This is a genomic window from Streptomyces sp. NBRC 109706, from assembly GCF_000974485.1.
Classification (GTDB): domain Bacteria; phylum Actinomycetota; class Actinomycetes; order Streptomycetales; family Streptomycetaceae; genus Streptomyces.
Genome location: NZ_BBOM01000004.1, coordinates 728,039 through 752,484 on the forward strand (window position 1 = coordinate 728,039; position 24,446 = coordinate 752,484).

The 24,446-nt window shown below is 73.1% G+C and carries 24 protein-coding genes; 8 read left to right on the forward strand and 16 right to left on the reverse strand.

All coding sequences use genetic code 11. The features are described 5' to 3' along the window. Positions 1 to 4 precede the first annotated feature (4 nt). On the forward strand, positions 5 to 649 hold the full coding sequence (locus AOM46_RS02850) for a DUF4291 domain-containing protein (protein ID WP_062205070.1): 645 nt from the start codon (positions 5 to 7) through the stop codon (positions 647 to 649). On the opposite strand, the gene AOM46_RS02855 is transcribed toward AOM46_RS02850, so the two are convergent. Both AOM46_RS02855 and AOM46_RS02860 read right to left on the reverse strand, forming a co-directional pair. Further along, positions 646 to 2,556, reverse strand: a complete 1,911-nt coding sequence (locus tag AOM46_RS02855) for a glycogen debranching N-terminal domain-containing protein (protein ID WP_107079985.1) — start codon at positions 2,554 to 2,556, stop codon at positions 646 to 648. The genes AOM46_RS02850 and AOM46_RS02855 overlap by 4 nt on opposite strands. Positions 2,557 to 2,611: 55 nt before the next feature. After that, positions 2,612 to 3,949, reverse strand: coding sequence for a trehalase family glycosidase (locus tag AOM46_RS02860; protein ID WP_107079959.1), 1,338 nt, complete (start codon positions 3,947 to 3,949; stop codon positions 2,612 to 2,614). Positions 3,950 to 4,176: 227 nt separating this feature from the next. Between AOM46_RS02860 and AOM46_RS02865 the strand changes: the two genes are divergently transcribed. Continuing rightward, entirely contained in the window at positions 4,177 to 5,373 is a 1,197-nt protein-coding gene (locus AOM46_RS02865; RefSeq protein WP_062205074.1) for an ROK family transcriptional regulator, read from the forward strand. A 217-nt stretch (positions 5,374 to 5,590) separates the two neighbouring features. Here AOM46_RS02865 and AOM46_RS31330 read toward each other — a convergent pair whose 3' ends face one another. Both AOM46_RS31330 and AOM46_RS02875 read right to left on the reverse strand, forming a co-directional pair. Then, complete coding sequence (locus AOM46_RS31330) at positions 5,591 to 6,409, reverse strand: transglycosylase SLT domain-containing protein (RefSeq protein ID WP_067225847.1); 819 nt, start codon at positions 6,407 to 6,409, stop codon at positions 5,591 to 5,593. Positions 6,410 to 6,760: 351 nt separating this feature from the next. Then, positions 6,761 to 7,717, reverse strand: a complete 957-nt coding sequence (locus AOM46_RS02875) for a LysR family transcriptional regulator (protein ID WP_062205077.1) — start codon at positions 7,715 to 7,717, stop codon at positions 6,761 to 6,763. Positions 7,718 to 7,833: 116 nt separating this feature from the next. Here AOM46_RS02875 and AOM46_RS02880 point away from each other — a divergent pair, with 116 nt between their 5' ends. Together AOM46_RS02880 and AOM46_RS02885 are read left to right on the forward strand one after the other, a co-directional pair. Next, positions 7,834 to 8,688 (forward strand): alpha/beta fold hydrolase, encoded by an 855-nt coding sequence (locus AOM46_RS02880; RefSeq protein ID WP_062206325.1) that lies wholly within the window; start codon positions 7,834 to 7,836, stop codon positions 8,686 to 8,688. Then, positions 8,685 to 10,052 (forward strand): MFS transporter, encoded by a 1,368-nt coding sequence (locus tag AOM46_RS02885; RefSeq protein ID WP_234313600.1) that lies wholly within the window; start codon positions 8,685 to 8,687, stop codon positions 10,050 to 10,052. Before AOM46_RS02880 ends, AOM46_RS02885 begins: the two co-directional genes overlap by 4 nt. Here AOM46_RS02885 and AOM46_RS02890 read toward each other — a convergent pair. Continuing rightward, complete coding sequence (locus tag AOM46_RS02890) at positions 10,015 to 11,484, reverse strand: MFS transporter (protein ID WP_062205080.1); 1,470 nt, start codon at positions 11,482 to 11,484, stop codon at positions 10,015 to 10,017. The two genes, AOM46_RS02885 and AOM46_RS02890, sit on opposite strands and share 38 nt — an antisense overlap. Before the next feature lie 190 nt (positions 11,485 to 11,674). On the opposite strand from AOM46_RS02890, the gene AOM46_RS02895 reads away from it, so the two are divergent. Next, positions 11,675 to 12,523, forward strand: coding sequence for a helix-turn-helix transcriptional regulator (locus tag AOM46_RS02895; RefSeq protein WP_062206331.1), 849 nt, complete (start codon positions 11,675 to 11,677; stop codon positions 12,521 to 12,523). A 12-nt stretch (positions 12,524 to 12,535) separates the two neighbouring features. Here the strand turns inward: AOM46_RS02895 and AOM46_RS02900 are convergent, their stop codons facing one another. Together AOM46_RS02900 and AOM46_RS02905 are read right to left on the reverse strand one after the other, a co-directional pair. Then, positions 12,536 to 13,312, reverse strand: coding sequence for a sulfite exporter TauE/SafE family protein (locus tag AOM46_RS02900; RefSeq protein WP_062205083.1), 777 nt, complete (start codon positions 13,310 to 13,312; stop codon positions 12,536 to 12,538). A gap of 65 nt (positions 13,313 to 13,377) precedes the next feature. Further along, positions 13,378 to 13,797: a thioredoxin family protein gene (locus tag AOM46_RS02905; RefSeq protein ID WP_062206334.1), complete on the reverse strand. Its 420-nt coding sequence runs from the start codon at positions 13,795 to 13,797 to the stop codon at positions 13,378 to 13,380. Positions 13,798 to 13,876: 79 nt separating this feature from the next. Here AOM46_RS02905 and AOM46_RS02910 point away from each other — a divergent pair, with 79 nt between their 5' ends. Next, positions 13,877 to 14,296, forward strand: coding sequence for a DUF4395 domain-containing protein (locus tag AOM46_RS02910; RefSeq protein ID WP_062205086.1), 420 nt, complete (start codon positions 13,877 to 13,879; stop codon positions 14,294 to 14,296). 40 nt (positions 14,297 to 14,336) lie between these two features. Here AOM46_RS02910 and AOM46_RS02915 read toward each other — a convergent pair whose 3' ends face one another. The 5 genes from AOM46_RS02915 to AOM46_RS02935 all read right to left on the reverse strand — a co-directional run bounded on the left by AOM46_RS02915 (position 14,337) and on the right by AOM46_RS02935 (position 17,969). Beyond that, a complete protein-coding gene (locus tag AOM46_RS02915; protein ID WP_062205089.1) occupies positions 14,337 to 15,884 on the reverse strand; it encodes a polyamine aminopropyltransferase in 1,548 nt (515 codons plus the stop codon). Next, the gene (locus tag AOM46_RS02920) at positions 15,881 to 16,318 is read right to left on the reverse strand and encodes a DUF350 domain-containing protein (protein ID WP_062205092.1); all 438 of its coding nucleotides are present in this window, start codon (positions 16,316 to 16,318) and stop codon (positions 15,881 to 15,883) included. The genes AOM46_RS02915 and AOM46_RS02920 overlap by 4 nt, the downstream gene beginning before the upstream one ends. Before the next feature lie 75 nt (positions 16,319 to 16,393). Further along, positions 16,394 to 16,828, reverse strand: a complete 435-nt coding sequence (locus AOM46_RS02925; protein ID WP_062205094.1) for a DUF4247 domain-containing protein — start codon at positions 16,826 to 16,828, stop codon at positions 16,394 to 16,396. Beyond that, positions 16,825 to 17,343: a DUF2617 family protein gene (locus tag AOM46_RS02930; RefSeq protein ID WP_062205097.1), complete on the reverse strand. Its 519-nt coding sequence runs from the start codon at positions 17,341 to 17,343 to the stop codon at positions 16,825 to 16,827. The genes AOM46_RS02925 and AOM46_RS02930 overlap by 4 nt, the downstream gene beginning before the upstream one ends. After that, positions 17,340 to 17,969 (reverse strand): DUF4178 domain-containing protein, encoded by a 630-nt coding sequence (locus tag AOM46_RS02935; protein ID WP_062205098.1) that lies wholly within the window; start codon positions 17,967 to 17,969, stop codon positions 17,340 to 17,342. The genes AOM46_RS02930 and AOM46_RS02935 overlap by 4 nt, the downstream gene beginning before the upstream one ends. A 408-nt stretch (positions 17,970 to 18,377) precedes the next feature. On the opposite strand from AOM46_RS02935, the gene AOM46_RS02940 reads away from it, so the two are divergent. Continuing rightward, complete coding sequence (locus tag AOM46_RS02940; protein ID WP_062206338.1) at positions 18,378 to 19,349, forward strand: DUF5937 family protein; 972 nt, start codon at positions 18,378 to 18,380, stop codon at positions 19,347 to 19,349. A 22-nt stretch (positions 19,350 to 19,371) separates the two neighbouring features. Here the strand turns inward: AOM46_RS02940 and AOM46_RS02945 are convergent, their stop codons facing one another. Next, a complete protein-coding gene (locus AOM46_RS02945; protein ID WP_062205101.1) occupies positions 19,372 to 19,794 on the reverse strand; it encodes a DUF4259 domain-containing protein in 423 nt (140 codons plus the stop codon). Between the two features lie 130 nt (positions 19,795 to 19,924). Here AOM46_RS02945 and AOM46_RS02950 point away from each other — a divergent pair, with 130 nt between their 5' ends. Further along, entirely contained in the window at positions 19,925 to 20,263 is a 339-nt protein-coding gene (locus AOM46_RS02950) for a hypothetical protein (RefSeq protein WP_078856408.1), read from the forward strand. Between the two features lie 21 nt (positions 20,264 to 20,284). Here the strand turns inward: AOM46_RS02950 and AOM46_RS02955 are convergent, their stop codons facing one another. The 3 genes from AOM46_RS02955 to AOM46_RS02965 all read right to left on the reverse strand — a co-directional run bounded on the left by AOM46_RS02955 (position 20,285) and on the right by AOM46_RS02965 (position 24,406). Further along, on the reverse strand, positions 20,285 to 20,998 hold the full coding sequence (locus AOM46_RS02955) for a hypothetical protein (RefSeq protein ID WP_062205106.1): 714 nt from the start codon (positions 20,996 to 20,998) through the stop codon (positions 20,285 to 20,287). Positions 20,999 to 21,146: 148 nt separating this feature from the next. Beyond that, on the reverse strand, positions 21,147 to 22,061 hold the full coding sequence (locus AOM46_RS02960) for an oxidoreductase (protein ID WP_062205108.1): 915 nt from the start codon (positions 22,059 to 22,061) through the stop codon (positions 21,147 to 21,149). 41 nt (positions 22,062 to 22,102) lie between these two features. Next, positions 22,103 to 24,406: a glycoside hydrolase family 3 N-terminal domain-containing protein gene (locus tag AOM46_RS02965; RefSeq protein ID WP_062205111.1), complete on the reverse strand. Its 2,304-nt coding sequence runs from the start codon at positions 24,404 to 24,406 to the stop codon at positions 22,103 to 22,105. Positions 24,407 to 24,446 lie beyond the last annotated feature (40 nt).

Below are 24,446 nucleotides of genomic sequence, written 5' to 3' on the forward strand. Positions count from 1 at the left end.
ACCGATGACACCGTTGAAACCGCAGCCGCCGCAGCCGTCCCAGCCGTCCCAGCCGACCCCCGCCCGGCAGATCCGCGCCGTGTACACCCCCGACACCGTCACCGTCTACCAGGCGTACCCGCCCGGCATCGGCCGGCCGGCGGCCGGTGACGGGCGATTTCCCGCGCGCTGGAAACGGGAGCGGATGACCTGGATCAAGCCGTCGTTCCTGTGGATGATGTACCGCTGCGGCTGGGGCCAGAAGGAGGGCCAGGAGACCGTTCTGGCCGTCGAGATCAGCCGCGCCGGCTTCGAGTGGGCGCTGCGTCACGCCTGCCTCTCCCACTACGACCGGGCCGTCCACCCCGACCGCGACGCCTGGAGGCGCGCGCTGCGCGCGGCCCCGACCCGGGTCCAGTGGGATCCCGAACGCGACCCGCTGCTGCGCCCGTTGCCCTATCGCTCCCTCCAACTCGGGCTCTCCGGCGAGGCGGTGGCCCGCTATGCCGACGAGTGGATCGTCTCCATCGAGGACATCACGCCGCTGGCGCACCGCGTCCACGCGCTGGTCAGGGCCGGCGACCTCGACTCGGCGCGCGGCCTGCTCCCCGTCGAACGCCCCTATCCCGTCGACGAGTTGGAGCTGGCCCACCTGCTGCCGTCCGGCTAGGCCAGCGCCTCCAGCAGGGCGAACGGGGCCGCCGCCGCCCACGCCTGGGGGGAGCAGGCGTGCGGATAGGGGACGGGCGCCGGGTGTTCGTCGCGGCCGTAGCCGGTGATGACCTCCGGCATCCGGTAGTCGTGCGCGGCCGCCAGCGCCAGCAGCCCGCCGGCCAGCGCACGGGCCCGTTCGCGCTGGCCGTAGCGGGCCAGGCCAAGCGCGGCGATGGCGCTGTCGTGCGGCCAGACGCCGCCCCGGTGGTAGGAGAGCGGATGGTAGGCGTCCTGCCCGGCGGCCACCGTGCGGATGCCCCAGCCGGAGAAGAACGCCGGCTCCAGCAGCCTGGCCCCGACGGCGTCCGCCCGTTCGGCGTCCAGGATGCCCGTCCACAGCAGATGCCCGGCGTCCGAGCCCAGGGTTTCGACGCGTCGGCCTTCGCCGTCCAACGCCAGGGCGGGGAACCGCTGTTCGGGCAGCCAGAAGTCGTCGAGGAACCGGGCGCGCAGCGCGTCGGCCGAGGCGGTGAGCCGGTCCGCGTAGTCCGGGTCGGCCCAGACGTCGCGGGCCAGCGCCGCGGTGCGGGTGAGCGCGGCGTAGGCGTAGCCCTGGGCGACGCCGGCGACGATGGTGCCCCTGGCCGGGGTGCCGTCGGGGAAGCAGATGGCGCCGGGGGAGTCCTTCCAGCTCTGGTTGGCCAGCCCGCCCTCGTCGGCGCGGTAGCGGAGATAGCCGTGTTCGCCCAGGCCGCCGTGGTCGAACATCCAGGAGACGGCGGCCCGCGCCTCCCGTTCCAGCCGGTGTGCCAGCTTGTCGTCCCTGGTGCGCTCCGCGTGCTCGCCCAGCAGCACCAGAAAGAGCGGGGTGCTGTCCACCGCGCCGAAGTACCGCCCGTAGGGGACCTGTCCGAAGTGCGCCAGCTCCCCGTGGCGCACCTCGTGGACGATCTTCCCCGGCTGGGCGATACGTTCCGCCTCCTCCTCGGTGGCCTGGGTCGCGGCCAGCGCCAGCAGCGTGTCGTGGGCCAGACCAGGGTGGGTGGTGAGCGCGAAGAGCGAGGTGATCAGCGCGTGCCGGCCCAACAGCGTGAGAAACCACGGCACTCCGGCGGCCGGCACCCGCAGCGTCTCGCCCTCCGGGCCGGTGATCGGCAGCCGCAACGAGGCCAGATCCGCCTGGCCCTGGGCGCAGGCCCGGGTCAACTCCGGCCAGTCCGACGCGAATTCGGGCTCCGTCCGGCGTTCGCTCGGCGGCCGCTCGGCCGACTGGTCGCGCGCCCCGTGCGGCAGGGCGGCCACCCGCAGATCCAGCGTCAGCTCGCCCTGCGGCGGCAACTCCACGCGCCAGCACAGTCGTCGGGCGCCGCTGCCGGTCTCCTCCACCGCGTCCGGGGCCGGTTCGGCGGTGATCACCGTGCGGGAGTGCCACTCCCGCCGCCGGTAGCCGAACTCCACGCCGTCCGGGAGCACGTGGCGGGTGCGCACGGCATGCGGCTTCTGATACCAGCGGTGGTCGTCGCGCAGCTCGAACTGGTCGGCGAAGTCCGCGTCCACGGTGATCGCCACCAGCGTGGTCAGCGGCTTGGCCGCGTTGCCGTTGATCCGGATCCGCTCCACCAACTCGCCTTCGCGCACCGTCTGTTCACGGAAGAGGGTGAGCGCGGGGCTGTCCGTCCGGCCGCCCGGCGGGGTGAGCACGGCGCTCGCCCGGGCCGGACCGTCGTCCCTGGCCCCGGTCCGCGTGGGGACCAGCACGGTCGGCGTGCCGCCGTCCACGGTGAGCTGCCAGCGGCTGAGGTGCCTGGCGTCGCGGGCGAACAGCCCGTCGGGGCTGCTGCCCCGCTCGCCGGTGATGTCACCGCCCTCGCCCACGGCCGCGAAGGTGCCGTCCTGGACGAGCAGACAGTGATGCGTCGGGATCACGGGGACTCCTTTGATCCTTTGATCCATATGAACTTGGGATGGGTGGGGCGCGTCAGTCGGACGGGACGGGGACCAGCCGTTCCCGGTGACGACGCGCGGTGCGCGACCCGCCAGGCGGCGCGGGTGCGTCGGCCAGCAGATCGATGGTGACGGCGGCTGTCCAGCTGAAGTCCCTGGTGCCACGGGCCTCGCCCGACACCGGGTCCACATACTCCGCATAACGTGAACTCGCCGCCGCCGAGACGAGGTTGGCGCGCAGCGCATTGGCCAGCAACAGCTCGCCATGGCGCCTCAGGCCGCGCTCGATCAGCCAGTTCACGTTGAACCAGGCCGGCCCGCGCCAGTAGCGGGCCGGGTCGAACGAGGCGCCCGTCAGGTCGTAGCTGGGCACCATCCGGGTGGTGCGGCCGAGCCCGAAGCGTGGCCCGCGCGCGGTGGCGACCAGTGCCCGCACCGTCTCCTCGGGCAGCCCGGGAAGGATCAGCGGCAGCAGACCGGCCGCGCTGTACTCGTGGATCGCCTCGCCGGCGATCACGTCCTGGCTGAGGAAGAGCCCGGCCTCGTCGTCCCAGAGCCGCTTCACCAGCGTGGTGGTCAGCTCCTCGGCCCGCACCAGATGATCGCTCGGGTCCCGGCCGAGCGCGCCGGCGATCGCGGCCAGTGCGTGCTCCGACATCGCCAGCAGCGCGTTGACGCCCGGGTCCTCGACGGCGAACGGATGGCCGCAGCTGCCGTCGTGGTAGCCGTGGTCCCGGTAGTTCTCCGCCAGCCGGACGTACCGCCCGTAGTCGAGATCGGTGGGACGGTCGGCCGCGGCGCTGTGGTCCAGATCGGCGCGGCGGAACGCCTCGCTGCCGACCGGTTCGATCCGCTCCAACGGCGGGTCCCAGCACGGGCTGTTGTCCATCCCCGACTCCCAGGGGTGGACGATCGACGCCAGCCCCTGCCCGCCCAGGTCACGCGCCCCGGTGAGATAGCGCTGCCAGGCCACCAGCCGGGGGTAGACCCGCCGCAGAAACCCCCGCCTGGCCGAGGTGGCCGGGTCGGCGCGGTGCGTCAGCCACGCCGCCAAGGCGTGCACCGGCGGCTGCACCAGGCCCGAGGTCTCCACCTCGCGCGGCGCCCCGGCCGCGCCGCCGGCCGTCGACGAACGCCAGAAGTCAGGGCTGGGGAAGTACGCCGTCAGTGGCACCGACGGGTTGAACACGATATGCGGCACCCGACCGTCGTCCCACTGCGCGTCCAGCAGCGTCTCCAGCTCGCGCTGCGCGCGCAGCGGCCAGAGATGGCGCAGGCCGATGGCGATGAACGCCGAGTCCCAGCTCCACTGGTGCGGGTAGAGAGAGCGGGAGGGGACGGTGGAGGCCCCGACCCAGTTCCCCGTGAGCACGCGGCGCGCTTCGTTGTATGCGGTTGTGTGCGGGCTGGTGGACTGATCAGCGCGATCCACGTGAACTCCGATGGACTTCTGGCGCTGTCGTCGGGGCGCGACGGCGCGCGATGTTTTGTCGAAGGTACCGTAGAGTTACGTCTACTTAACACGCAAAAGTACCGCTGTAATATCTACTTCACAAGCTCCGGGGGGTGAGAAATCCCGCCCAGGGGAAGGCAGCGGGCATGAACCAGTCGAGCGCGGGCCACTTGCTGTGGCTGATCCGCAGCGGTCGGGCGAGCACCCGAGGCGAGCTTCAGCGGATCACCGGACTCTCCCGTTCGACGGTCGGCCAGCGGCTCGACCAGCTCTTCCGTGCCGGCTGGGTGAAGGAGAGCGCGGGCGACCCCGTCGAGGCCCCGACGGGCGGACGGCCCGCCGTCCGCCTCAGGTTCGACGTCTCGCACGGCGTGGTCCTCTGCGCCGACCTCGAAACCCGCCATGCGCGCGCCGCCGTGCTCGATCTGGGGGGCACGGTCCTCGCCGAGCACTCGGGGGCGCTGTTGATCAACCAGGGGCCTGACGAGGTGTTGGGCCGGTTGGCCCAGTGGTTCGCGCTGCTGCTGGAGAAGGCCGGTCTCGCGCCGGGCGCCGTCTGTGGCATAGGTCTCGCCGTCCCGGGCCCGGTGGACACCTCCCTCGGCCAGGTCGTCCAGCCGCCGATCATGCCCGGCTGGGACCGCTACCCCCTGGTCGACGGGATGCGGGCCGCGTTTGTCGCCCAGGTGGGCGAGGCGGGCGCGGAGATACCGGTGCTGGTGGAGAACGACGCCAATCTGATGGCCTACGCCGAGCAGCGCGAGGGGTTCCCCGACTGCTCGGCGTTCCTGCTGGTCAAGGTGTCGACGGGGATCGGCGCCGGGGTCGTCGTGGACGGCGAGATGTACCGGGGCTTCGACGGCGCGGCCGGCGATATCGGCCATATCCGGCTCAGCGACCATCCCGGCGCGCTCTGTCGCTGCGGTTCCTACGGCTGTCTGGCGGCGGTGGCCAGCGGGCGGGCGCTCGCCGAGCAACTGACGGCGGCCGGGGTGCCGACGGCCTCCGGGTCCGGGGTCCGCGACCAGCTCACCATCGGCCAGCCGGACGCGGTGCGGCTGGCCCGCGAGGCGGGCCGCCTCGTCGGCGGCGTGCTGGCCACCGTGGTCACCCTGCTCAACCCGGGCGTCCTGATGATCGCGGGGGACCTCGCGGGCCCACCGTTCCTCACCGGGGTCCGCGAACTCCTCTACCAGCGGGCGATGCCCAGGATCACCACCTATCTCCAGGTGGTGACCTCCCGCCTGGGCGAACGGGCCGGCCTGACGGGCGCCGCCGCCATGGTCGTGGAATCCCTCTACGCCCCGGACCGGGCCGACGAACGGCTGAGCGCCATGCAGTAGAACCACGCGGTGAAACAGGGGGTATGTGGCGGTGTGCGGCTTTAGTTCGCGTGATGCCCGCCACGTCTGATGCCGACCATGCTCAGATGAGCGATTGGCGGGGTAGTCTCCCGTCGTCAGGGCAGACACCCCCGCCTCCTCGGGAGTGTGTGACAACGTCGTGGCCCGCCGCCACACCTCAAACCCTCAGCGGCGGCGGGCCGGGGCGCCGAACGACTCAGTAGGCGCTGTTGACGTTGTCCATCGACCCGTAGCGCGCGGCGGCGTAGTTGCACGCGGCGACGATATTGGCGACCGGGTCGTAGATGTTCTCGCTGGTCCCCTCGACGTGGTACTGCTCGAACGTCGGGTCGATCACCTGCAGCAGGCCCTTGGACGGAATGTTCTTCTCCGCGTTGGTGTCCCACAGGTTGATGGTCAGCGGGTCGCCGCTGGACTCGCGGATCATGTTCCGGTAGATGCCGTCGTAGCTGCCCGGGATGCCCTTCTCGGCCATCACGTCGAGGGCTTCCCTGATCCATCCGTCGAGTTCTTCGGCCGACGCCGGCACGGGCTTCGGCTGCTGGTGCTGCGGGATCACGACGATGGAACCGTCGGCGTTGTACCGCTCACCACGGCCCTCGTCCGCGTCGAACCCCTCGGTGCCGGGCTCTTCCTCCTCGGCCTCCTCGGTGGCCTCCTCGTCGGCGGCCTCCTCGGTGTCGGCGGCGGTGGTCTCCTCGGACTTCTCGGAGTCCTCGGCCTCTTCGGACTCCTCGGGCTCCTCGGCGTCGGCCGTGGTCCCGGGCTCGTCCGGCTCCTCGTCCTCGGCGGTGGTGATCGCCTTGCCCAGCAGGCCACCGGGGCCGTGCGGAGTGAACGCGGTCGGGGCGGTGGTCTGGTCGGCGGCCGGGGGGATGCTCTGGCCGGTGGCCTCCGCGGCCATCGCTGTGGTGGCGAAGGGGAGCGTCAGGGCCGTGGCGCCGACGGTCACGATGCCGGCCATCACGGCGCTGCGCGTCATGGCACGACGGGTGCCGTTGGTGCTGACGGTCATGCGCGTACCTCTTTCGGGACGGGGAATGTGCGGCCACCGCGGGGGGGTGGCGATCGCAAACATGACCCAGGGTTTATCCCGGAGGCAAAGGTGTGACCTGCGAAGACGCGTCGTAGACCGGGCCGTTGGTCCCGCCCCCGCCGACCCTGCGCGCACTGGCCCGCCGAACCCCGACCGTCTCCTAAGGCGCCTCGCAGATGACCTATGACCTGTGGGCGCCCTCACAGTCGTTGTCGCAACGGGCGACCGGACCGCTACGGTCCGGCGAGCGGGCGGCGGTCATGACGACGGGCCCGGGAGAACACCCGATCCGCGGATGTTGTTCCGCAGGAACGGCGGGGATCGCCGCGATCACCCCCGTGGTCGGTCGAGGCCCGCCCGGGCCCGGGAGACGCGGGTGTCGAGGGCCGTGCCCACCGTCGCGCACTGGGCGCGGATGGTGTCGAGGAAGGCGGCCAGGACCGGGGAACGGTCGTCCGTCCGGAAGGAGAGGGTCAGCTCCGGCAGCGCGGTGCGGGGGGTCACCTCGCAGAGCCAGACGTCGGCGCGAGCCGTCAGGCTCATCCGGGACGGGCCGAGGCCCACCCCCACCCCGCAGGCGGCGAGGCCGATGATGGTGTGGACGTCGCGGGCCACCGTGGCCGTCTCCAGCTCGCGGGCGAGGTCGCCGGGAAGGGCGCGCAGCCAGGCCGCGATGCCCGGCTCCTCCTCGTCGGGGGCGACGATCAGCTGTTGGTTCCGCAGCTGCTCAAGTGCGATGGTCGGCTGCCCGGCGAATCGGTGCGCGCGGCCGACGACCGCCACCAGATGGTCGCGGCCGATCGTGACGGAGACCAGCGTCTCGACGCCGGCGCCCCGGGGCGGGCCCAGGCCGACCGCGACATCCAGCTCGCCGGCGAGCAGCGCCGCCGTGCTCTGGCCGGTGCCCATCTCGTGCAGGCCGAGGCGCACCCGGGGTCGTTCCCTGCCGAAGCGGCCCAGCACCGTCGGCAGCGGTTCCAGCAGCGCCGACGCGACAAACCCGAGCCGCAGCCGGCCCGTCTCGCCGCGTGCCGCGCGGCCCGCGTCGACCGTCGCCGCCGACATCTCGGCCAGCGCGGTCCTGGCCCGCGCCAGGAACGCCCGGCCGGCCGCCGTGGGGAAGACGCCGTGCGGCGTCCGGTCGAAGAGCCGCGCGCCGACCTCCCGTTCCAGCGCGGCGATCTGTTTCGACAGCGGCGGTTGGGCGATCCCGACCGAGGCGGCGGCCCGGCCGAAGTGCTGATGGTCGGCCAACGCGACCGCGTAGCGCAGATGCCGTGCCTCCACGGGATGGCTCCGTTCCGAAGACGCTCAACGGGCCACGCGATACCCCGGAGATATCGCGCGGCGCCTTGTCAGACATACCAGTGGATCACGCCGCCGTCGCCCCCTGGGATGGGGACATGGCCTCCCACCACACGAACACCGTGTTCGTCCTCGTCCATGGCGCCTGGCACAGTTCCTGGCAGTGGGCCGAGACCCAACGCGCGCTCGCCGCGCGCGGCGCCGCCAGCGTCGCCGTCGACCTGCCGGGGCACGGCTTCGCGGCTCCGCTGCCCGCCGGCTATCTCGACACCCCCCAGACCGGGCTCACCACCGAACGCTCCCCGGTGGCCGACATCACCCTCGACGCGTTCGCCGACTCCGTGCTCGGCACGCTCCGCGCCGTCCACGGCCGCTACCGGACCACCGTGCTGGTGGCGCACAGCGCCGGCGGCGGCGCCGCCTCGTTGGCGGTGGAACGGGCGCCGGAGCTGGTCGACCGGGTGGTCTATGTCTCCGCCTTCGTGCCGGCCGGGCGGCCGAGGTTCTTCGACTACATCGGCGCACCGGAGAACGCCACCTCGCTCGGGCAGGGGCTGACGATCGGCGACCCGGAACGGATCGGCGCGGTCCGCATCAACCCGCACTCGCCCGATCCGGCCTATGCGGAGGAGCTGCGCGCCTCCTACTACCACGATCTGCCGGCCGACCGGTTCGCCCGGTGGCGACTGGCGCTCAGCCCCGATCTGCCGCTCGCCGTCCCCGCCACGCCGATCACCCTCACCGCCGAGCGGTGGGGGCGGGTGCCACGGACCTATCTGCGCTGCTCGGCCGACCGCGCCCTGGTGCCGGCCACCCAGGATCTGATGGTCGCCGAGGCGGACGCCCGCACCCCCGACCAGCCGTTCGAGGTGCGTCAACTGCCCAGCGGTCACAGCCCGTTCGCCACCCACCCCACGGAGCTGGCCGCGCAGCTCACCCTGGCCGCCGGGTGACGGTGACCGCCCCGCCGCGCCGGCTGCTGCTGCCGGTGGTGCTGAGCGCGACCTTTGTCCAGCTGCTCAGCGTCACCGTCGCCCAGGTGGCCACGCCCGCGATCCGCGCCGATCTGGCGGCGGGCGCGGGCGCCGGCCATCTCGTCCTCGCCGGCTACACCCTCGCCTACGCCTGTGTGCTGATCACGGCCGCGCGGCTCGGCGACCGCTGGGGCTATCGGCGGCTGTTCGTCATCGGCACCGCCGGCTTCGCCCTCGCCGCCACGGCCTGCGCGTTCGCCCCGACGATCGAGGTGCTGATCGCCGCGCGGCTGGCCCAGGGGGTGGCGGCCGGGCTGGTCGCCCCGCAGGTGTTCTCGCTCATCCAGACCGCGCTCCCGGCGGCGCGTCGCCCCCGCGCCCTCGGCCTGCTGGGCGCGACCATGGCGGTCGCCTCGCTGACCGGGCCACTGCTCGGCGGACTGCTCATCGGCGCCGATCTGTTCGGGCTCGGCTGGCGCCCGGTGTTCCTGCTGCCGGTGCCGGTCGCGCTCGCCGCGCTGCTCGGCGCGGTCGCGCTGCCGCCCGGCGGGGCGGCGGGCTGGCCGCGCGTGGACTGGCTCGGCGCCGCCCTGGTCACCGTCGGGCTCGGCCTGCTGGTGCTGCCGCTGACCGTCGGCCCCGGCAGCGGCTGGCCGCCGTGGACCCTCGGCTGTCTGTTCGGCGCCGGCCCCGTGCTCGTCGGCTGCGCCTGGGCGCAGCGGCGCGGTCCCGAGCCGTTGATCCACCCCGAGGTGCTGCGCGACCGGGGCGCGCGGGCGGGGGTGGGGCTGGTCCTCGTCTTCAACGCGGGGGTGCCCTCGTTCACCTATCTGCTGTTTCTCCATGTCCAGTCCGTCTCCGGATACTCGGCGACCGAGGCCGCCGTGCTCTCCCTGCCGTTCGCCGGCGCGGCGATCGTGGGCAGCGCCTCGGCCGTCAGGCTGACCCCGGTGCTCGGCCGACGGCTCCTGACGCTCGGCGCGTTGCTGCTGGCCGCGACGATGGCGACGCTCGCCCTGACGGTCGGCGCCCGGCCCGAGCCGTGGACCGCCGTGCCGGCGCTGGCCGTGGGCGGCGCCGCGTTCGGCGCCTTCACGGCCTCGGTCTTCGCCCTGGTGCTGGCCCGCGCGGCGCCGGAGACGGTCGGCTCGGTCTCCGGGGTGCTGCCCACCGCCCAGCAGCTCGGCGGCACCCTCGGCATCGCGCTGGCCACCCTCGCCTACGCCGCCCCCGCGGCGACACCGGCGGCGGCCTGGCGGCACGCGATGCTCTACGAGACGGTCGTGTTCCTGCTCGCCGCCGCCCTCAGCCTGCGGCTGACCCGCCGCCCCCGCCCGGGCTGACGCCCCGCCCGAGCGCCGGCGAGAGCGCCGCGCCGGCCAGACAGACCAGGCTCGCGACGGCCACCGCCGCGTGCAGACCGCCGAGGGTGGCCGCCACCTCGTCCGCCCCCGGCGCGAGCGCGGCGGCGCGCGCCGTCAGCACGGCCGCGAGCCCCGCCGTGCCGATCGCCCCGACGAACTGCGGCAGTTGCGCCAACCCGCCGACCACGCCCCGCTCCTCCTCGGCCACGCCCTCGACCATCACGCTGACAGAGGCGACAACGGCCAGCACATGGCCGAAACCCATGGCGCCCGAGGTGGCCAGCAGCAGCGGCAGATGACCGTCGGCCGGCAGCAGCACCATGGCGCCCGTGCCGGCCGCCTGCACCGACAGCCCGACGGTCAGGGTGCGCCGGGTCCCCACCCGGAGGGCGATCCTGGCCGCGACCAGCCCGGCCAGCAGCGCGGCGACGCCCTCCGCGAGAAAGCCGAAACCGGTCTCAAGGGGCGAGTAACCGAGCACATCCTGCATATAGATGCTCAGCAACAGCGTGACCCCACCGCACATCCCGAAGGTCACCAGCCCCAACAGGCCCCCCAGGGCGATCGTCCGCCGCCGCAACAGCGCAAGCGGCACCAGCGGAGCCGGATGCCGCGCCTCGACCGCGACAAAGACCGCCAACAGGACGGCCGCGGCGGCCAGAGCGGCCAGCGTCGCCGGGCGACCCCAGCCGGCGTCGGCGCCCACCGTCACCCCGTGGACCAGCGCGAACAGCCCGCCGCTCACCGCCACGGCACCCGGCACATCCAGCCGCGCCGCCGGCCCCCGCCCGGCGTCGCGCGGCAGCACCAGCACCCCGCCGACCAGCACCGCACCCGCGATCACCAGCATGATCAGCATCGTCCAACGCCAGTTGAGCGCACTGGTGACGACGCCACCGCCGATGGTGCCGACCACAAAGCCGAGGGACAGCAGCGCGCCGTTGACCCCCAACGCCCTGGTCCGGCGCGGGCCATCCGGGAACGCGGCCGTCAGCAGCGAGAGCGCCGTCGGGCTGATCATCGCCCCGGCCACGCCCTGCCCCACCCGGGAGGCGACCAACGCGCCCGGCGCCGGCGCCAGCCCGGCCGTCAGCGAGAACACCGCGAGCAGCAGCAGCCCGAACAGGAACAGGTTCCGCCGGCCGACCAGATCGGACAGCCGGCCGAAGAGCAGCAGCAGGCTGGCCGTGGGCAACAGGCAGGCGGTGGCGACCCACTGCAGATCGCCCGGGTTCGCGAAGCCGAGCGCGGCGCCGATCTCCGGCAGCGCCACCGCCACGATGGAGAAGTCGAGCCCGACGACGAACGTCGCGCCACAGAGCGTGACGAGAATCAGCCAACCCCGCGCGCCGAGGCGGGGATCGGCGTCCGCGACGGCGTCGCCGGACGCGAGGGACGGGAAGGAGGTCACGACGCTGCCTCTCGGGAGGGAACGGACCCCCGTCACGCTGCCGAACGGCGCCCGCCGGAACGAGACCCCCCTCCCTCGTACGACGGGCCTTCGTACGCCCGCGGTGCGTACACCGGCTGTTCGTACACCGGCGGTTCATACCCTTGACAGGGGCAGGCTGGGCGCGGCCCGGCGCGCCACAATGGGCGGCATGGAGCAAGGGCAGCGGTTGGGGGACTTCCTCCGGTCCCGCCGGGCGCGCCTCACCCCGGCGGACATCGGCCTGCGCGACTACGGCGGACGGCGCCGCGTCCCCGGACTGAGACGCGAGGAGCTGGCCCAACTCGCGGGCGTGAGCGTCGCCTACTACACCCGACTCGAACAGGGGCTCAGCCATAACGCCTCCGACGCCGTGCTGGACGCGCTGGCCCGGGTGCTGCGCCTGGACGACGACGAGTCGGCCCACCTCCACCGCCTCGCCCGCCACCCGCCGCGACGCCGACGCCGGCCCCGACCCGAGCGGGTGCGCCCCGGCGTACGGTCGATGGTGGAATCGGTGGGGGACCTGCCGGTCCTGGTCTTCGGCCGGGGCACGGACGTGCTGGCCTGGAACCGGGTCGCGCACGCGCTGCTGGCGAGCCATCTCGACTTCGACGCCCCCGAACACCCGGAGCGGCGCCCCAACCTCAACCGGCTGCTCTTCCTCGACCCGCACACCCGCGACCTCTACGCCGACTGGCAGGCCAAGGCGCGGGACGCCGTCGCCGACCTCCGACTCACGGCGGGACGCCATCCGGAAGACCCCCGCGTCATGGAGCTGATCGGCGAACTCACCGTCAAGAGCCGGGAGTTCACCGCGCTGTGGAACGCCCACACGGTGCGGGTCTGCTCCCACCACACCCGCACCTACCGCCATCCGGTGGTGGGCTCGCTGACGCTCGAAACCGAGGTGACCGTCCTTCCCGACGACGACGGCCAACGGCTCGCCATCTTCCACGCCGAACCCGGCTCCCCATCCCACGAGGCCCTGCGCCTGCTCAGGGGAGTGAGCGAGGGCTGATTCCGCGCCGGCTCAGTCGAAGAAGACGAGGTTGACCACGGCCACGCTGCCGACGACCAGGATCAGCCCGCGCAGCACATGCGGCGGCAGCCGGCGGCCGAAGCGGGCCCCGGCCAGGCCGCCCAACGTGGCGCCGACGGCGATCAACGCGACCACCACCCAGTTGATCGAATCCCGGGCGACCAGCACAAAGGTGATCGCCGCGATCGCGTTCACCCCGGTGGTGAGCAGATTCTTAAGCCCGGTGATCGACTGAAGGGTCTCCGCGGTCAGCACGCTCATCAGCCCGACGATCAGGATGCCCTGCGCCGCACCGAAGTAGCCCCCGTACACCCCCAACACGAACACCCCGCCCACGACGGCGACCAGCCGCCCGCCGGCGAGCGGGGCCGCCTCGTCCGTGCCCCGACGCCGGGCCGCCCGCCGCTGCACGGCGGGGCCGGCCATCACCATCACCAACCCGGCCACCACCAGCACCGGAACGATCGCGCGGAACGCCTCCGGCGGAAGCAGCAGCAACAGCAGCGCACCGGCCAACCCGCCGAGCAGGGACGCGGGCAACAGCGCCCGCACCAGCGCCCGTTGCTGGGTCAACTCCGCCCGGTACCCGAACGTCCCGGAAAGGCCGCCGCCGACCAACCCGATGTTGTTGGACACGTTAGCCACCAGCGGCGGATATCCGAACAACAGCAGCGTCGGAAAGGTCACCAGGGTGCCGGAACCCACCACAACATTGATCATTCCGGCCCAGAACCCGGCACCTGCGATCGCCAACCACTCCAGCCACATGGACCCATCGTCATCCACCCGCACCGCGAAGCCCTCACCGGGGGTCTTGAACGGCTCGCGTCCCGTCAGGGCAGCCGCTCGTCGAGCGTGGCCAGCAGCGCGGCCCGGTCCGGGCGGCCGGCGGCCCGCCCGACGATCCGGCCGGCGCGGTCGAGGACCAACACCGTGGGCGTCCTGAGGATGTTCAGCTCGCGGACCAGCTCCAGCCGGTCCTCGACGTCCAACTCCACCCGGGCCACGCCCTCGGACGTCCCGGCCAGCTCGGCGAGAACGCGGCGAGTGGCCCGGCACTGCTGGCAGTAGGCACTGGAGAACTGCACCAGGGTGGCCCGCTCGCCCAGTGCCCGGCCCAGTTCGGCGGCGCCCAGCAGCCGTTCCCCGCCGCTCCCGTCCACCTTCTTGAGCCGTCCGTCGGCACGTCGGTGCCACACCCCGAAAACGGTCGCGGCGGCCAGCACCGCCGCGCACACCACCAGCCCGGTCATCGTCATGACGGCTCAGCGTTCACACAACTGCAAAGTATTCCCGGGTGGCATAGCGGTCAGCACGCAGGATGCTTGTTCCATGGACATAGACATCAGGGGGCCGCGCTTCGGGGCCGCCCTCACCACGGTCGTGCTGGCGGTGGTGCTCATCACCGGCAGTGGCCCGCTGCTGGCCTGGCAGGCGCTGTGCTTCGCGATCGGCGCGCTCGCCGGCGTGGCCCGTTCGCCGTACGGCCTGCTGTTCCGCTATGTGGTGCGGCCCCGGCTCGGCCCCACCACCGAGGTCGAACCCCCGGCCCCGCCGCGCTTCGCCCAGGCCGTCGGCCTCTTCTTCGCGGTGCTCGGCCTCGTCGGCTACTTCGCCGGCCCCGACTGGCTGGCCCTGACCGCCACCGCCTGCGCCCTCGCCGCCTCCTTCCTCAACGCGGCGTTCGGCTACTGCCTCGGCTGCGAGACCTATCTCCTGCTCCGCCGCGCCACCGGCGGCGGCACCGCCTGACCACCCCGCCGGGCGGAGCCCCGTCCGGGCGGGGCAGGGGTCAGTCGTACTGCCACTCGTGCCGGCTGTAGTCCACCACCACCGGGTTCATCAGGGTGTTGGGCTGGATGCCCGGCGGGGGTTGGCGGTCCGGGGGGAAGGTCTCGGCGGCGTGGAGGACGTCCTCGTTGAGGAAGCGCAGGGGCGGGGTCTCGGTGGCGAGGGTGAGGGGCGGTGGGGTGGGGGTCGGGGTGGCGAGGACGAAGCCCCAGTTGCCGAAGCTGGGGACGTCGACCTGGTAGGGGGTGGTCGCCAGGCCGGCCTCCCGGATGCTGGTGGCGATGGACCAGTAGCTGCGGGGCGCGAAGAACGGGGAGCCGGACTGGACGACGACGCGGGCGTCCTCGGAGAGGATCTGGCCGAGCATCGAGTAGAACTCGACCGAGTACAGCTTGGCGGTGGCGATGTCCTCGGGGTCGGGGAAGTCGATCAGGACCGCGTCATAGGGCCCGGGGGCGCTGCGGAGCCAGTTGAACGCGTCGTCGTGGACGAGGGTGAGGCGTTCGTCGGCGAAGGCGTCGTCGTTGAGCTCGCGCAACGGGCCGTAGCCGCTGCCGAGTTCGGTCATGGCCGGGTCGAGTTCGACCAGCGTGACCTCCTCCACGTCCGGGTAGCGCAGCACCTCGCGCAGGGCCAGGCCGTCGCCGCCACCGAGGATCAGCACCCGGGAGTGCGGGCCGGCCAGGGCCGGGTGGGTGAGGGCCTCGTGGTAGCGGTACTCGTCGACGGAGGAGAACTGGAGATCGCCGTTGAGGAAGAGCCGCAGGTCCCGGTCGCCGGTGAAGGCGAGGGAGCGGGTGATCACGATCTCCTGGTACGGCGTGCGTTCGGCGTGCAGGATCGGATCGCGGTAGAGACGTTGGCGCGCGGTGATCTCGATGTCCTCGGCGTAGGCGTAGGCGCCGCCGAGCAGCGCGAGGATCACGGCCATGGTGGCGAGCAGCGCGCCGCGCACCATGCGGCGGGTCTGGTGGCGGAAGATCCACAGCACCACGGCCATGCCGGCGATGGCGTTGACCGCGCCGACCACCAGCGCGCCGCGCAGCTGGCCGAAGGTGGGCAGCAGCAGAAGCGGGAAGCAGAGGCCGCCGACGAGCGCGCCCAGATAGTCGACGGCGAACATGTCGGCGACCGCGCCGCCCGCCTCCTGGCGTCTGATCCGCTGCAACATGGTCATCAGCAGCGGGATTTCGGCGCCGATCAGCAGGCCGACGACAAAGGCGATCACCACCATCGCCTCGGTGTAGATGCCGACCCAGGCGAAGAGGACGTAGAGCAGCAGCACGGAGAAGCCGCCGATCAGCGCCAACAGCCCCTCGACCAGGGCGAAGGCGCCGACGGCGCGGGTCCGCAGGGGCTTGGCCAGCAGGGAGCCGACGCCCATGGCGAACACCATGACGGAGAGTACGAGCGAGGTCTGGAGGACCGTGTTGCCGATCAGATAGCCGCCCAGGGCGACCAGGGCCAACTCGTAGACCAGCCCGCAGGCCGCACAGAGGAAGACCGTCGTCAACAGGAGAAACCGCGCCAGCCGGGGGCGCGGAATCACGACAGGGCCGCGCCGACCATCAACGCCGTGCCGAGGTAGGTGGCGCCGTGCACCCAGGCCGCCGGATGCGGCTGGCCGTCCCGGTCCTCGAAGGCGACCGCGCCCATCGGGCCGGGGGCCAACAGGCCGATGACGACGAAGACCAGGATCATCAGCAGCACGCCGGCCAGGCCGTAGACGGCGGTGCTGAGCAGGCCCCAGCCGAGGCCGTCCTCCGACTCGCTGGCGCCGACGGCGCGCATCACGACCCAGCCGACGCCGAGCATCTGGCTGCCCAGCACGATGGCGCCGCCCCGGTTGCGGTCCCGCCAGACGACTCGGTCCAGCCGGCCGGGGGTGACGAGGTCGAGGGCGAGGAACGCGACGCCCATCACGCTGAATCCGACCAGGCCATAGAGGAGCGCCTCGCCGGCGGACTGGAATATGTCCCCCATGGTCGTCCTTCTTCCTTTTCTTCCTTGGAGTTGTCGGTTCTCAGAAGCCGGTGGTCGGTGGCGCCGGGCAGGCGGTCATTTGCCCGAACCGGGGCCGCCGCCCCGGAAGTTGTCGTTCTGCGAGGACGACCAGCGGTGGCCGACATGGCTGTGCCAGCGTTGGACGCCGCGCCGGTAGTCCTCGATCTCGATGTCGCTGCCGCCGGAGACATGCGGGGTGATGGCCACGATGTCGTCGTCGTAGCGCAGATACACGTCCGTGCCGGAGACGATGCGGTCCTCGGCCCTGGTCTCGCCCTCTATCTCGTCGGCCACCCGGGTCGGCCCGTCCGTCGGGTCGAGGTAGATGTTCGACGAGGCGCCGGCGCTCTCGTAGGTCTGGCGGATCCAGTTCTTGGGCGCGTCGGGCGAGTCGCTGCCGCCGGAGCAGCCGGTCAGCAGCAGGGCGCCGGCAGCCAGCGCGGCGGTCAGGGCGCGGGCGCGCCCCGGGCGTCGGGTGCGGATGGTCATGGCACCTCCACTCGGGTCCTGGTCTCCACGATCTGGCCGGCCTGCGGGTACACATGCCAGGTGCGCCAGCTGATGACGCGGCCGTCCCTGCGCGCGGTGAGCGCGGTGAGCGCGTCGGGGGAGCCGGGGAAGAGGCCGTAGAGCGCGTCGGGTTGGTGGTCGAGCCGGTCGCGCAGGGCGGTGGTGCGCCGGGTCAACTCGTCGGGCGAGCAGTGCCGGACGGTGGAGCGGAACGTGTACTCCCAGCCGTGGACGCGCTGGCGCACCTCGGTGGGCGGGCCGTCGCCGGGCTGGGCCGGGAGACAGGCCAGGGTCTCGTTGACCGGCCCCGCCAGCACCTGGTGGGACGCGCCCAACAGGCGCAACTGGACGTGGACGCCGCCGAGTTCGGTGTCGTTGACGGCGAGCGCCGGCTGCCGGGGCCGGTCCAGGGCGAAGCGGAGCTGTTCGGCGCTGGTGTCCCGGTAGGGGGCGGCCAGCCGGATGCCGCCGGTCGTGCGTATGCCGCCGGTCATGCGTCGCCCCCGGGGTAGATCACCAGGGTGCCGCGTGGCACGCGCTCGCCGAGGGAGACCTCCCAGTTCCCGCGTCCCTGCGCGCCGAGGAAGCGTTCGAACGCGAGGCCGCGGCCGCCGGGGGCCTCGAAGTCGGCGTACTCGACGCGGCCGCTGTCGCCGAGGCCCGTGGTGCCCTCGGCGCGGTAGCTGGCGGTGCCGTGTTCCGAGCGGCGGTAGGTGACCCCGTCGACGGTCAACGTCTTCTTGTCGGGGAGGAGTTCCGCATCGCCCCGGTACTCGGACCAGAGCATCACCTCAAGGTCCGGGTCCTCCTCGACGGAGATCCAACGGTGGCCGCTCTCGCCGTCGGCGCCGTCGTCCATCGGGTCGACGAAGTGTTCCGACCAGCTGAAGCCGCCCTCGGTCAGCCGGAGCGAGCCGCGGACGAAAAGCCGCTCGCCCAGGTACTCGACCATGTCGCCGGCCTTCAACGTCCGTGGGTCGCCGCCCGTCTCGCCGTCCGGCGCGAACGGGTCGCGTGGCACCTTGGGTGCGGTGGCCGGTGGTGTGCGGCGGGTGCGGAGCACCAGCGCGATGGCCACCGCCGCCGCCACCAGTCCGACGAAGGCCAGAACCAACCCCATGACAAGCCCCCCGTGACAACAACCGCTCGTCGTGTGCGGCTTTTTCGGCTGAGTATGGCACGAGAGTGGCTGGCTTTCGTGCCTGCGAACGGGAATGGTACGCCGCGCCCGGTGGTAGGGCATCAGCCGGGGGACAGGCCGGCGGCCGCTCGGGGGACCGTGCCGGGACGGGGTCGGGGCGCAGGCCCTTCTCCCCGTCGCGACGATGCGCTGGTCACTGGCGCTTGGTCACTGCGTGTTTCCCCCCGACCCGAGCGGCGCCGGACGGCAAGAGTGGCTTACGGCCGCCCGGGTGACCAGTCGTTTCGACGTAGGCTGAAACCGCCGGGTAGTCGCCGATCGCCGTACTCTCGCGCCGAGTTGGGGATGTCGCCGTCGCCCGGCCCGGTCGCGACGGGAGGGCTGACCATGGCACTGCGGGTGCTGTTCACCGGCGAGGATCTGGCCAGGGTGCGGCTGGCGAGCCGTGCCGATCCGCTGTGGGAAACGGTGCTCAGCGTGCATCGGTTACGGGATCGGCAGGCCGACCATGTGTACGGGCCCTGGCGGCGGCAGCAGTTGCGCGCGGGCGAGCCGGTGCCCGGCAGCCTGCGGGCGCTGATCCCAAGGCGGGGCTATTTTCCGGACTTTCTCAATCCGCCCGAGGCGTCGGCGGGCTGGCACGCCGGCCTGGAGGCGGTACGGGCCACCCCCCGGGCCCGGTTGCGCGCCGAGTTGGCCCTGGTGGGACGGGAGGCGCGGGCGTCGGGCTGGCCGTCGGCGCTGGTCGACGGGGATCCGGCGGCGCTGGTGCGGCTGACGGACGATCTGGACCGGCACTACCGGCGGGCGGTGGGGGCGACGTCGACCTGGTCCGGGATCGAGACCACGGTGGCCGCCGATCTGGCCTCCCGCACCCGGCAGTTGCTGGCCGGTGGGGTGCACGAGCTGCTGCAGGGGCTGCGTCCGGTGCTGCGGTGGAATCCGCCGGTGCTGGAGGCGGACTATCCGGTGGCCAGGGAGGTGCGCCTGGGCGGGCGTGGGCTGTTGTTGATTCCTTCCTACTTCTGTTGGCGCGGTCCGGTGATGCTGGCGGACCAGAGGCTGTCGCCGGTGCTGGTGTATCCGGTGCGGCACGAGCCGCGGGAGCCGGCGGACTTCGGGGCGCTCGGCCGGCTGCTGGGGGCGACCAGGGCGCGGGTGCTGCGGCGTGCGGCGACCGGGGCGACCACCGGGGACCTGTCCAGGGCGCTGGACATCTCGTTGGCCTCGGCGAGCCAACACGCCCGGGTGCTGAGGGAGTCGGGGCTGGTGCACTCGGTGCGTCGGGGCAACGAGGTGGTGCACAGCCTGACCCCGGCGGGCCGGGCGCTGCTGCCGCACGACGACGGGCGTCGTTGAGCCGCGACGCCCCGCCCCGCCGTCAGCCGACGGGCGCCACCGGCTGGCCGGGCGCGGCGAGCAGGGCGCGCAGCCGGGCTATGTCGACGGCCCAGTCGTCGCCGCCCGACTCGGCCCAGAGCTCCCGCAGTTCGGAGTCGTCGGCCACCACCCGGTCCAGCGCGCGGACGGCGAGGCCGCGCAGCGCGGTGAGGTCGGGCAGCGGCTCCTTGGGGCGGTAGTGCCGGTTGTCCGGCGTGCCGCCCGGCAGCTGCTCGACGATCAGTGCCGCCGCGGCGACGGCGCGACTCGCCTCGTAGGAGTCGAGATAGTCCTGGTGGTCCGCGGCCTCGGCGAGGGCGGCGCGCACCCGCTCGGCCCGCTCGGCCGGCTCGGCGTCGTCCAACGCGCCGCCGAAGTCCGCCGCCATATCGTTGTCGAACGGACCGACGCCCCAAGCGCCCATGGTTTTCTCCTCGTTGTGGTGCTCTGCGCTGTACTGCTTCGCATCCTGCCAGCCACCACTGACAACGCCGGTGCGGCCGCCCGCCGTCCGGGGTCTGTTTCAAGACGCGTCGAGCGGTAACCCGATCGGTATGACTGCGAAGAGCAAAGCCAAGAGGAACGACGAGTCGATGGCGACCAGGCTCGGCGCGCTCGGCCGGTCGACGCCCGCCGATGGCGAGTCGACGGGGCGCGCGGGCCGCGTGGCGGCCGCCGGTTGGGAGCGCGGTCAGCGGGCCGTCAGGTCGACGGCCGGCCGGGCGGCTTCCACGGCCGCCGTCGCCTGGGCCGCCGTCCCGCACCGCAGGAAGATCGCCGCCGGTACCGCCGTCGGCGTGGTCGGCCTGGCGGGCGGGGCGTTCGCCCTGGGGCGGCAGTCGGCCCACTCGCACGCCGGTCCGCTGACCCGACTCACCGGTGGCCGGATCTGATCCCGGAAGCAGCCGTCCCCGTCAGCGAGTTCGGCGCCTCCGCCGGTCGACACGGGTGCGGGTGTCGGTGTAGCTGTCGCTGCCGCCGTCGGAGATGTCCGCTCCCTCGACCGCGCGACGCCACCATGTCGGGCCGCCACCCGCCCGGCGCCCGAGCAGCCCGGACCAGGACAGGCCCCACACCACCGCGACGCCCGCGCCCCAGTAGCCGGCCCAGCGCGCGGTGTGCAGATCCTCCGGCAGGATCGGGGGCGTCGCGCCGTCCGGGTCCTCCACGACGGTGACGCGGTCGAGCACCTGGAACGAGGCGGATTCGGGCCGCAGTTCACCGCCCCTGACCTGGCCCATCCCGTTGGCCCGCTCCAGGGTGTAGCCGGTCCCGTCGGACGAACCGGCCTCGTTCGTCACCATCACCACGGCCTCGACCCGCTCGCCGCGCCGTTCGGTCATCAGATCGGCCCAGGCGGCGGCGCCACAGGCGCCGATCGGCCAGCAGCCGAGCGCCAACACGATCGCGACCAGCGGCCCGGCGGCGCGCAGCGCCCTGGCCAGCGACCACACCAGGGCGACGAACGCGGCGCCGAGCAGGGCCCCGCCGGCTAACCAGCCCCACGCGTCGGCGGCCACCCACACGGCTGCGAACGCGCCACCCGCCAGCAGTGCCAGAAACAGTGCCCGGCCCGCGCCCGGGCGCTGTGTCGTCGTCGCCCGCCGCGCGGACATCGCGGTCTCCATCGACCGTTCCCCCTTATGTCGTCGGGGCGAACGATACGGGCCCCGACGGGTCGGATGAGGTGTGCGAAGTGAGGCAATGGGGGAGACCGTTCGCGCGTCCTGGAACGATCGATGGAGTTTCCGTTCGCAACGCCCCCGCCGGGCCCTGCTAGCCGGAGAGCGCGTCGTAGCGGATGCCGGTGAGTTCCTCCGAGGCGCGCCAGAGCCGGATGGCGACCGCGTCGTTGACCGTCCAGGGCGCGCGGATCGCGCGCGGCGCGCGACCGGCGCGCAGCTGCGCCGGGCCGGTGAAGGAGTCGGCGGTGACCTCGGGCGCGGTGGCCGCGTAGAGGGTGGGCATGGCGCCGGCCTCGGGCCGGGAGGCGAGCAGCCTGTTGCCGAGCCTGGCGACGCGTTCCTTGATCTGGTTGCGTTCCAGCCGGGCGGCCCTGGTCTGGAGTTCGGTGTCGGCGTAGCCGGGGTGCACGGCGGCGGCCAGCAGATCGTGGTCGCGGCTGCGGCGGGCCAGCTCGTGGGTGAACAGCAGGTTGGCGGTCTTGGAGCGCCCGTAGGCGAGCCAACGACGGTACTGCTGTTCGGCGTTGAGGTTGTGGATGTCGATGTTGCCGAGCAGGTGCAGCATGCTGGAGACGGTCACGACGCGGGCGCCCGGCGCGTTGAGGAGGGCGTCGACGAGCAGTCCGGTGAGGGCGAAGTGCCCCAGGTGGTTGACGCCGAACTGGGACTCGAAGCCGTCGACGGTGGTGGCCTTGGGGACGGCCATCAGCCCGGCGTTGTTCACCAGCAGATGGAGCGGCGCCTCGCCCCATTCGGCGGCGAAGCCGCGTACCGAGGCGAGATCGGCCAGATCGAGGAGGCGCAGCTCGGCGCGGGCCTCGGGCACCTCGTCGAAGAGCCGGTTGAGCGCGGCCTCACCGCGCTGCCTGCTGCGGCAGGCCAGCACCACCCGGGAGCCGCGCCGGGCCAGTTCGCGCGCGGTGACATAGCCGATGCCGCTGTTGGCGCCGGTGACCACCGAGGTGCGGCCCTTGAGGTCGGGGATGTCGCGTGCGGTCCAGCCCATGGCCCCAGCGTAGGCCGCGCCTCGGTGGCGTGCGAGCCACCTCAGGAATCGACGTCCGTCGGTTCGGGGGTGAGGGTCGCCGGGCAGGTCATCCGCCGGTCGTGGCCGAGGCGCCGTTCGGGCCCGGTGAGGGTCAGCGGCAGGACGTGCCGGAGATCGCCGCTGGACGCGCCGAGGCGCAGCTCAAGCGCGCCCGGCTCCACGATCCGCCGCCCCGGCGTCGCCGTGTAGCCGGCGAGGTCGGCGTGGAAGGCGAAGTCGACCCGGGCGGACGCGCCGGCGGCCAGCGGCACCCGGGCGTAGCCGACCAGTTGGTTGACGGGGCGGGCGATCCGGGCCACCGGATCGTGCAGATAGAGCTGCACCACCTCGGTGCCGGCGCGTTCGCCCGTGTTGGTGACGGTCAACGAGACGGTGGTTCCGTCGGCGGTGTCCAGGCGGTCGGTGGCGATGGCGGGTTCGGTCCAGGCGAACTCGGTGTAGCTGAGGCCGTGGCCGAAGGGATGGAGCGGGGTCGGGTCGATGTTGCTGGCCTCGCCGGCGTGGCCGAGCGGCGGCGCGAGATAGGTCCAGGGCTGGCCGCCGGTGCCCCTGGGCACGCCGACGGGCAGCCGGCCGGCCGGGTTGGTCCGGCCGGAGAGCACGCCGGCGACGGCCTGGGCGCCCTCCTGGCCGGGGAAGAACGCCTGGACGGCGCCGGCGAGCCGGTCGGCCCAGCGGCCCAGCGCATAGGGCCGGCCGGTCAGCGCCACCAGCACGACGGGGACCCCGCCGGCCACCAGCTCGTCGAGCAACGCGCCCTGCTCGTCCGGGAGTTCGAGGTCGGCGGCGTCGCAGCCCTCGCCCGAGGTGCCCCGGCCGAAGAGGCCGGAGCGGTCGCCGACCACGGCGACGCAGACGTCGGCGCCCGCGACCTCGGCGGCGTTCCCCGCGCGGGTCACGGTCGCGTCGGGGAGTTCGGCCCCGAGCGCTTCGAAGAGGGTGGGCACGGTGACGCCCAGCGGCAACTCCGGGTGGTGGACGCCGACATGGCGGGGGAAGGTGTAGCAGCCGAGCAGCGGCGCCACATCGTCGGCGAGCGGTCCCGCCACCGCGATCCTGGCGCTCGCCGGCAGCGGCAGCGCGCCGTCCCGGTTGGCCAGCAGCACCACGGACTCCTCGGCGAGCCGGCGGGCGACGGCCCGCATCTCCGGCGGGTCCAGATCGACCCGTTCGCCGGCGGCGAGCGCGGTCGGCTCGGGGCTGTAGTCGGCGTCGAGCAGGCCGAGTTCGGCCTTCTGGGCGAGGACGCGCAGCACCGAGCGGTCCACCAGCTCCTCGGTGACCTCGCCGTTGCGGACGGCGTCCAGCAGCGGCGGGCCGTAGCAGCGCTGGGCGGGCAGCTCCACGTCGATGCCGGCGGCCAGCGCGGCGGCGGCGGCCTCGGCGGGGGAGCCGGCCACGCCGTGGTTCACCTCAAGGAAGGAAACCCCGAAGTAGTCGGAGACGACCGTGCCCTCGAACCCCCAGTCGTCGCGCAGCAGTTCGGTGAGCAGCGTGCTGTCGGAGCTGGCGGGGACGCCGTCGACATCGTTGTAGGCGGCCATCACGGAGCGGGCGCCGCCGTCCCGCAGCGCCATCTCGAACGGCGGCAGCAGCACGTCGGCCACCTCGCGCGGGCCGAGCGAGACGGGCGCGTGGTTGCGCGCCCCCCGGGAGGCGGAGTAGCCGACGAAGTGCTTGAGCGTGGCGACCAGACCCGAGGTCTCCAGGCCGCGCACATAGCCGGTGGCGATGGTGGCGACCAGGTACGGGTCCTCGCCGATGGTCTCCTCGGTGCGGCCCCAGCGCGGATCCCTGGTGACGTCGAGCACCGGGGAGAGGCCCTGGTGGATGCCGACGGAACGCATCGACTCGCCGATCAACCGGGCGGCACGCTCGACGAGTTCGGGGTGGAAGGTGGCGCCCCAGGCGAGCGGGGTGGGGAAGATGGTGGCCTGCCAGGCGGTGAAGCCGGTCAGGCACTCCTCGTGCGCCAGCGCCGGCACGCCGAACCGTCCCGCCGCGACGATGCGGCGCTGGTCCTCCGCGAGCAGCTTCGCCTTCTCCGTGGGGTCGACGGGCAACGTGCCGAAGGGGCGGGTGAGTTGGCCGAGGCCGGCCGGCAGCAGGGTGGCGAGGTCGGGCGTCCCGTTGTTGATCTGGCTCTGCAGCGGGGCCACATCGGCGTCCTCGTCGGCGCCGACATCCGAACCCGGCCAGATGCTGCCCAGTTGGGCAAGCTTCTCTTCCAGCGTCAACCGGGACAGCAGCGCCTCGGCCCGCGCGCGCGGGGAGAGGGCGGTGTCCTGCCAGGGGTGGTGCATGGCACTCCTTGTCTCGGCGGCCACGGGAGGGCGCGCCCCG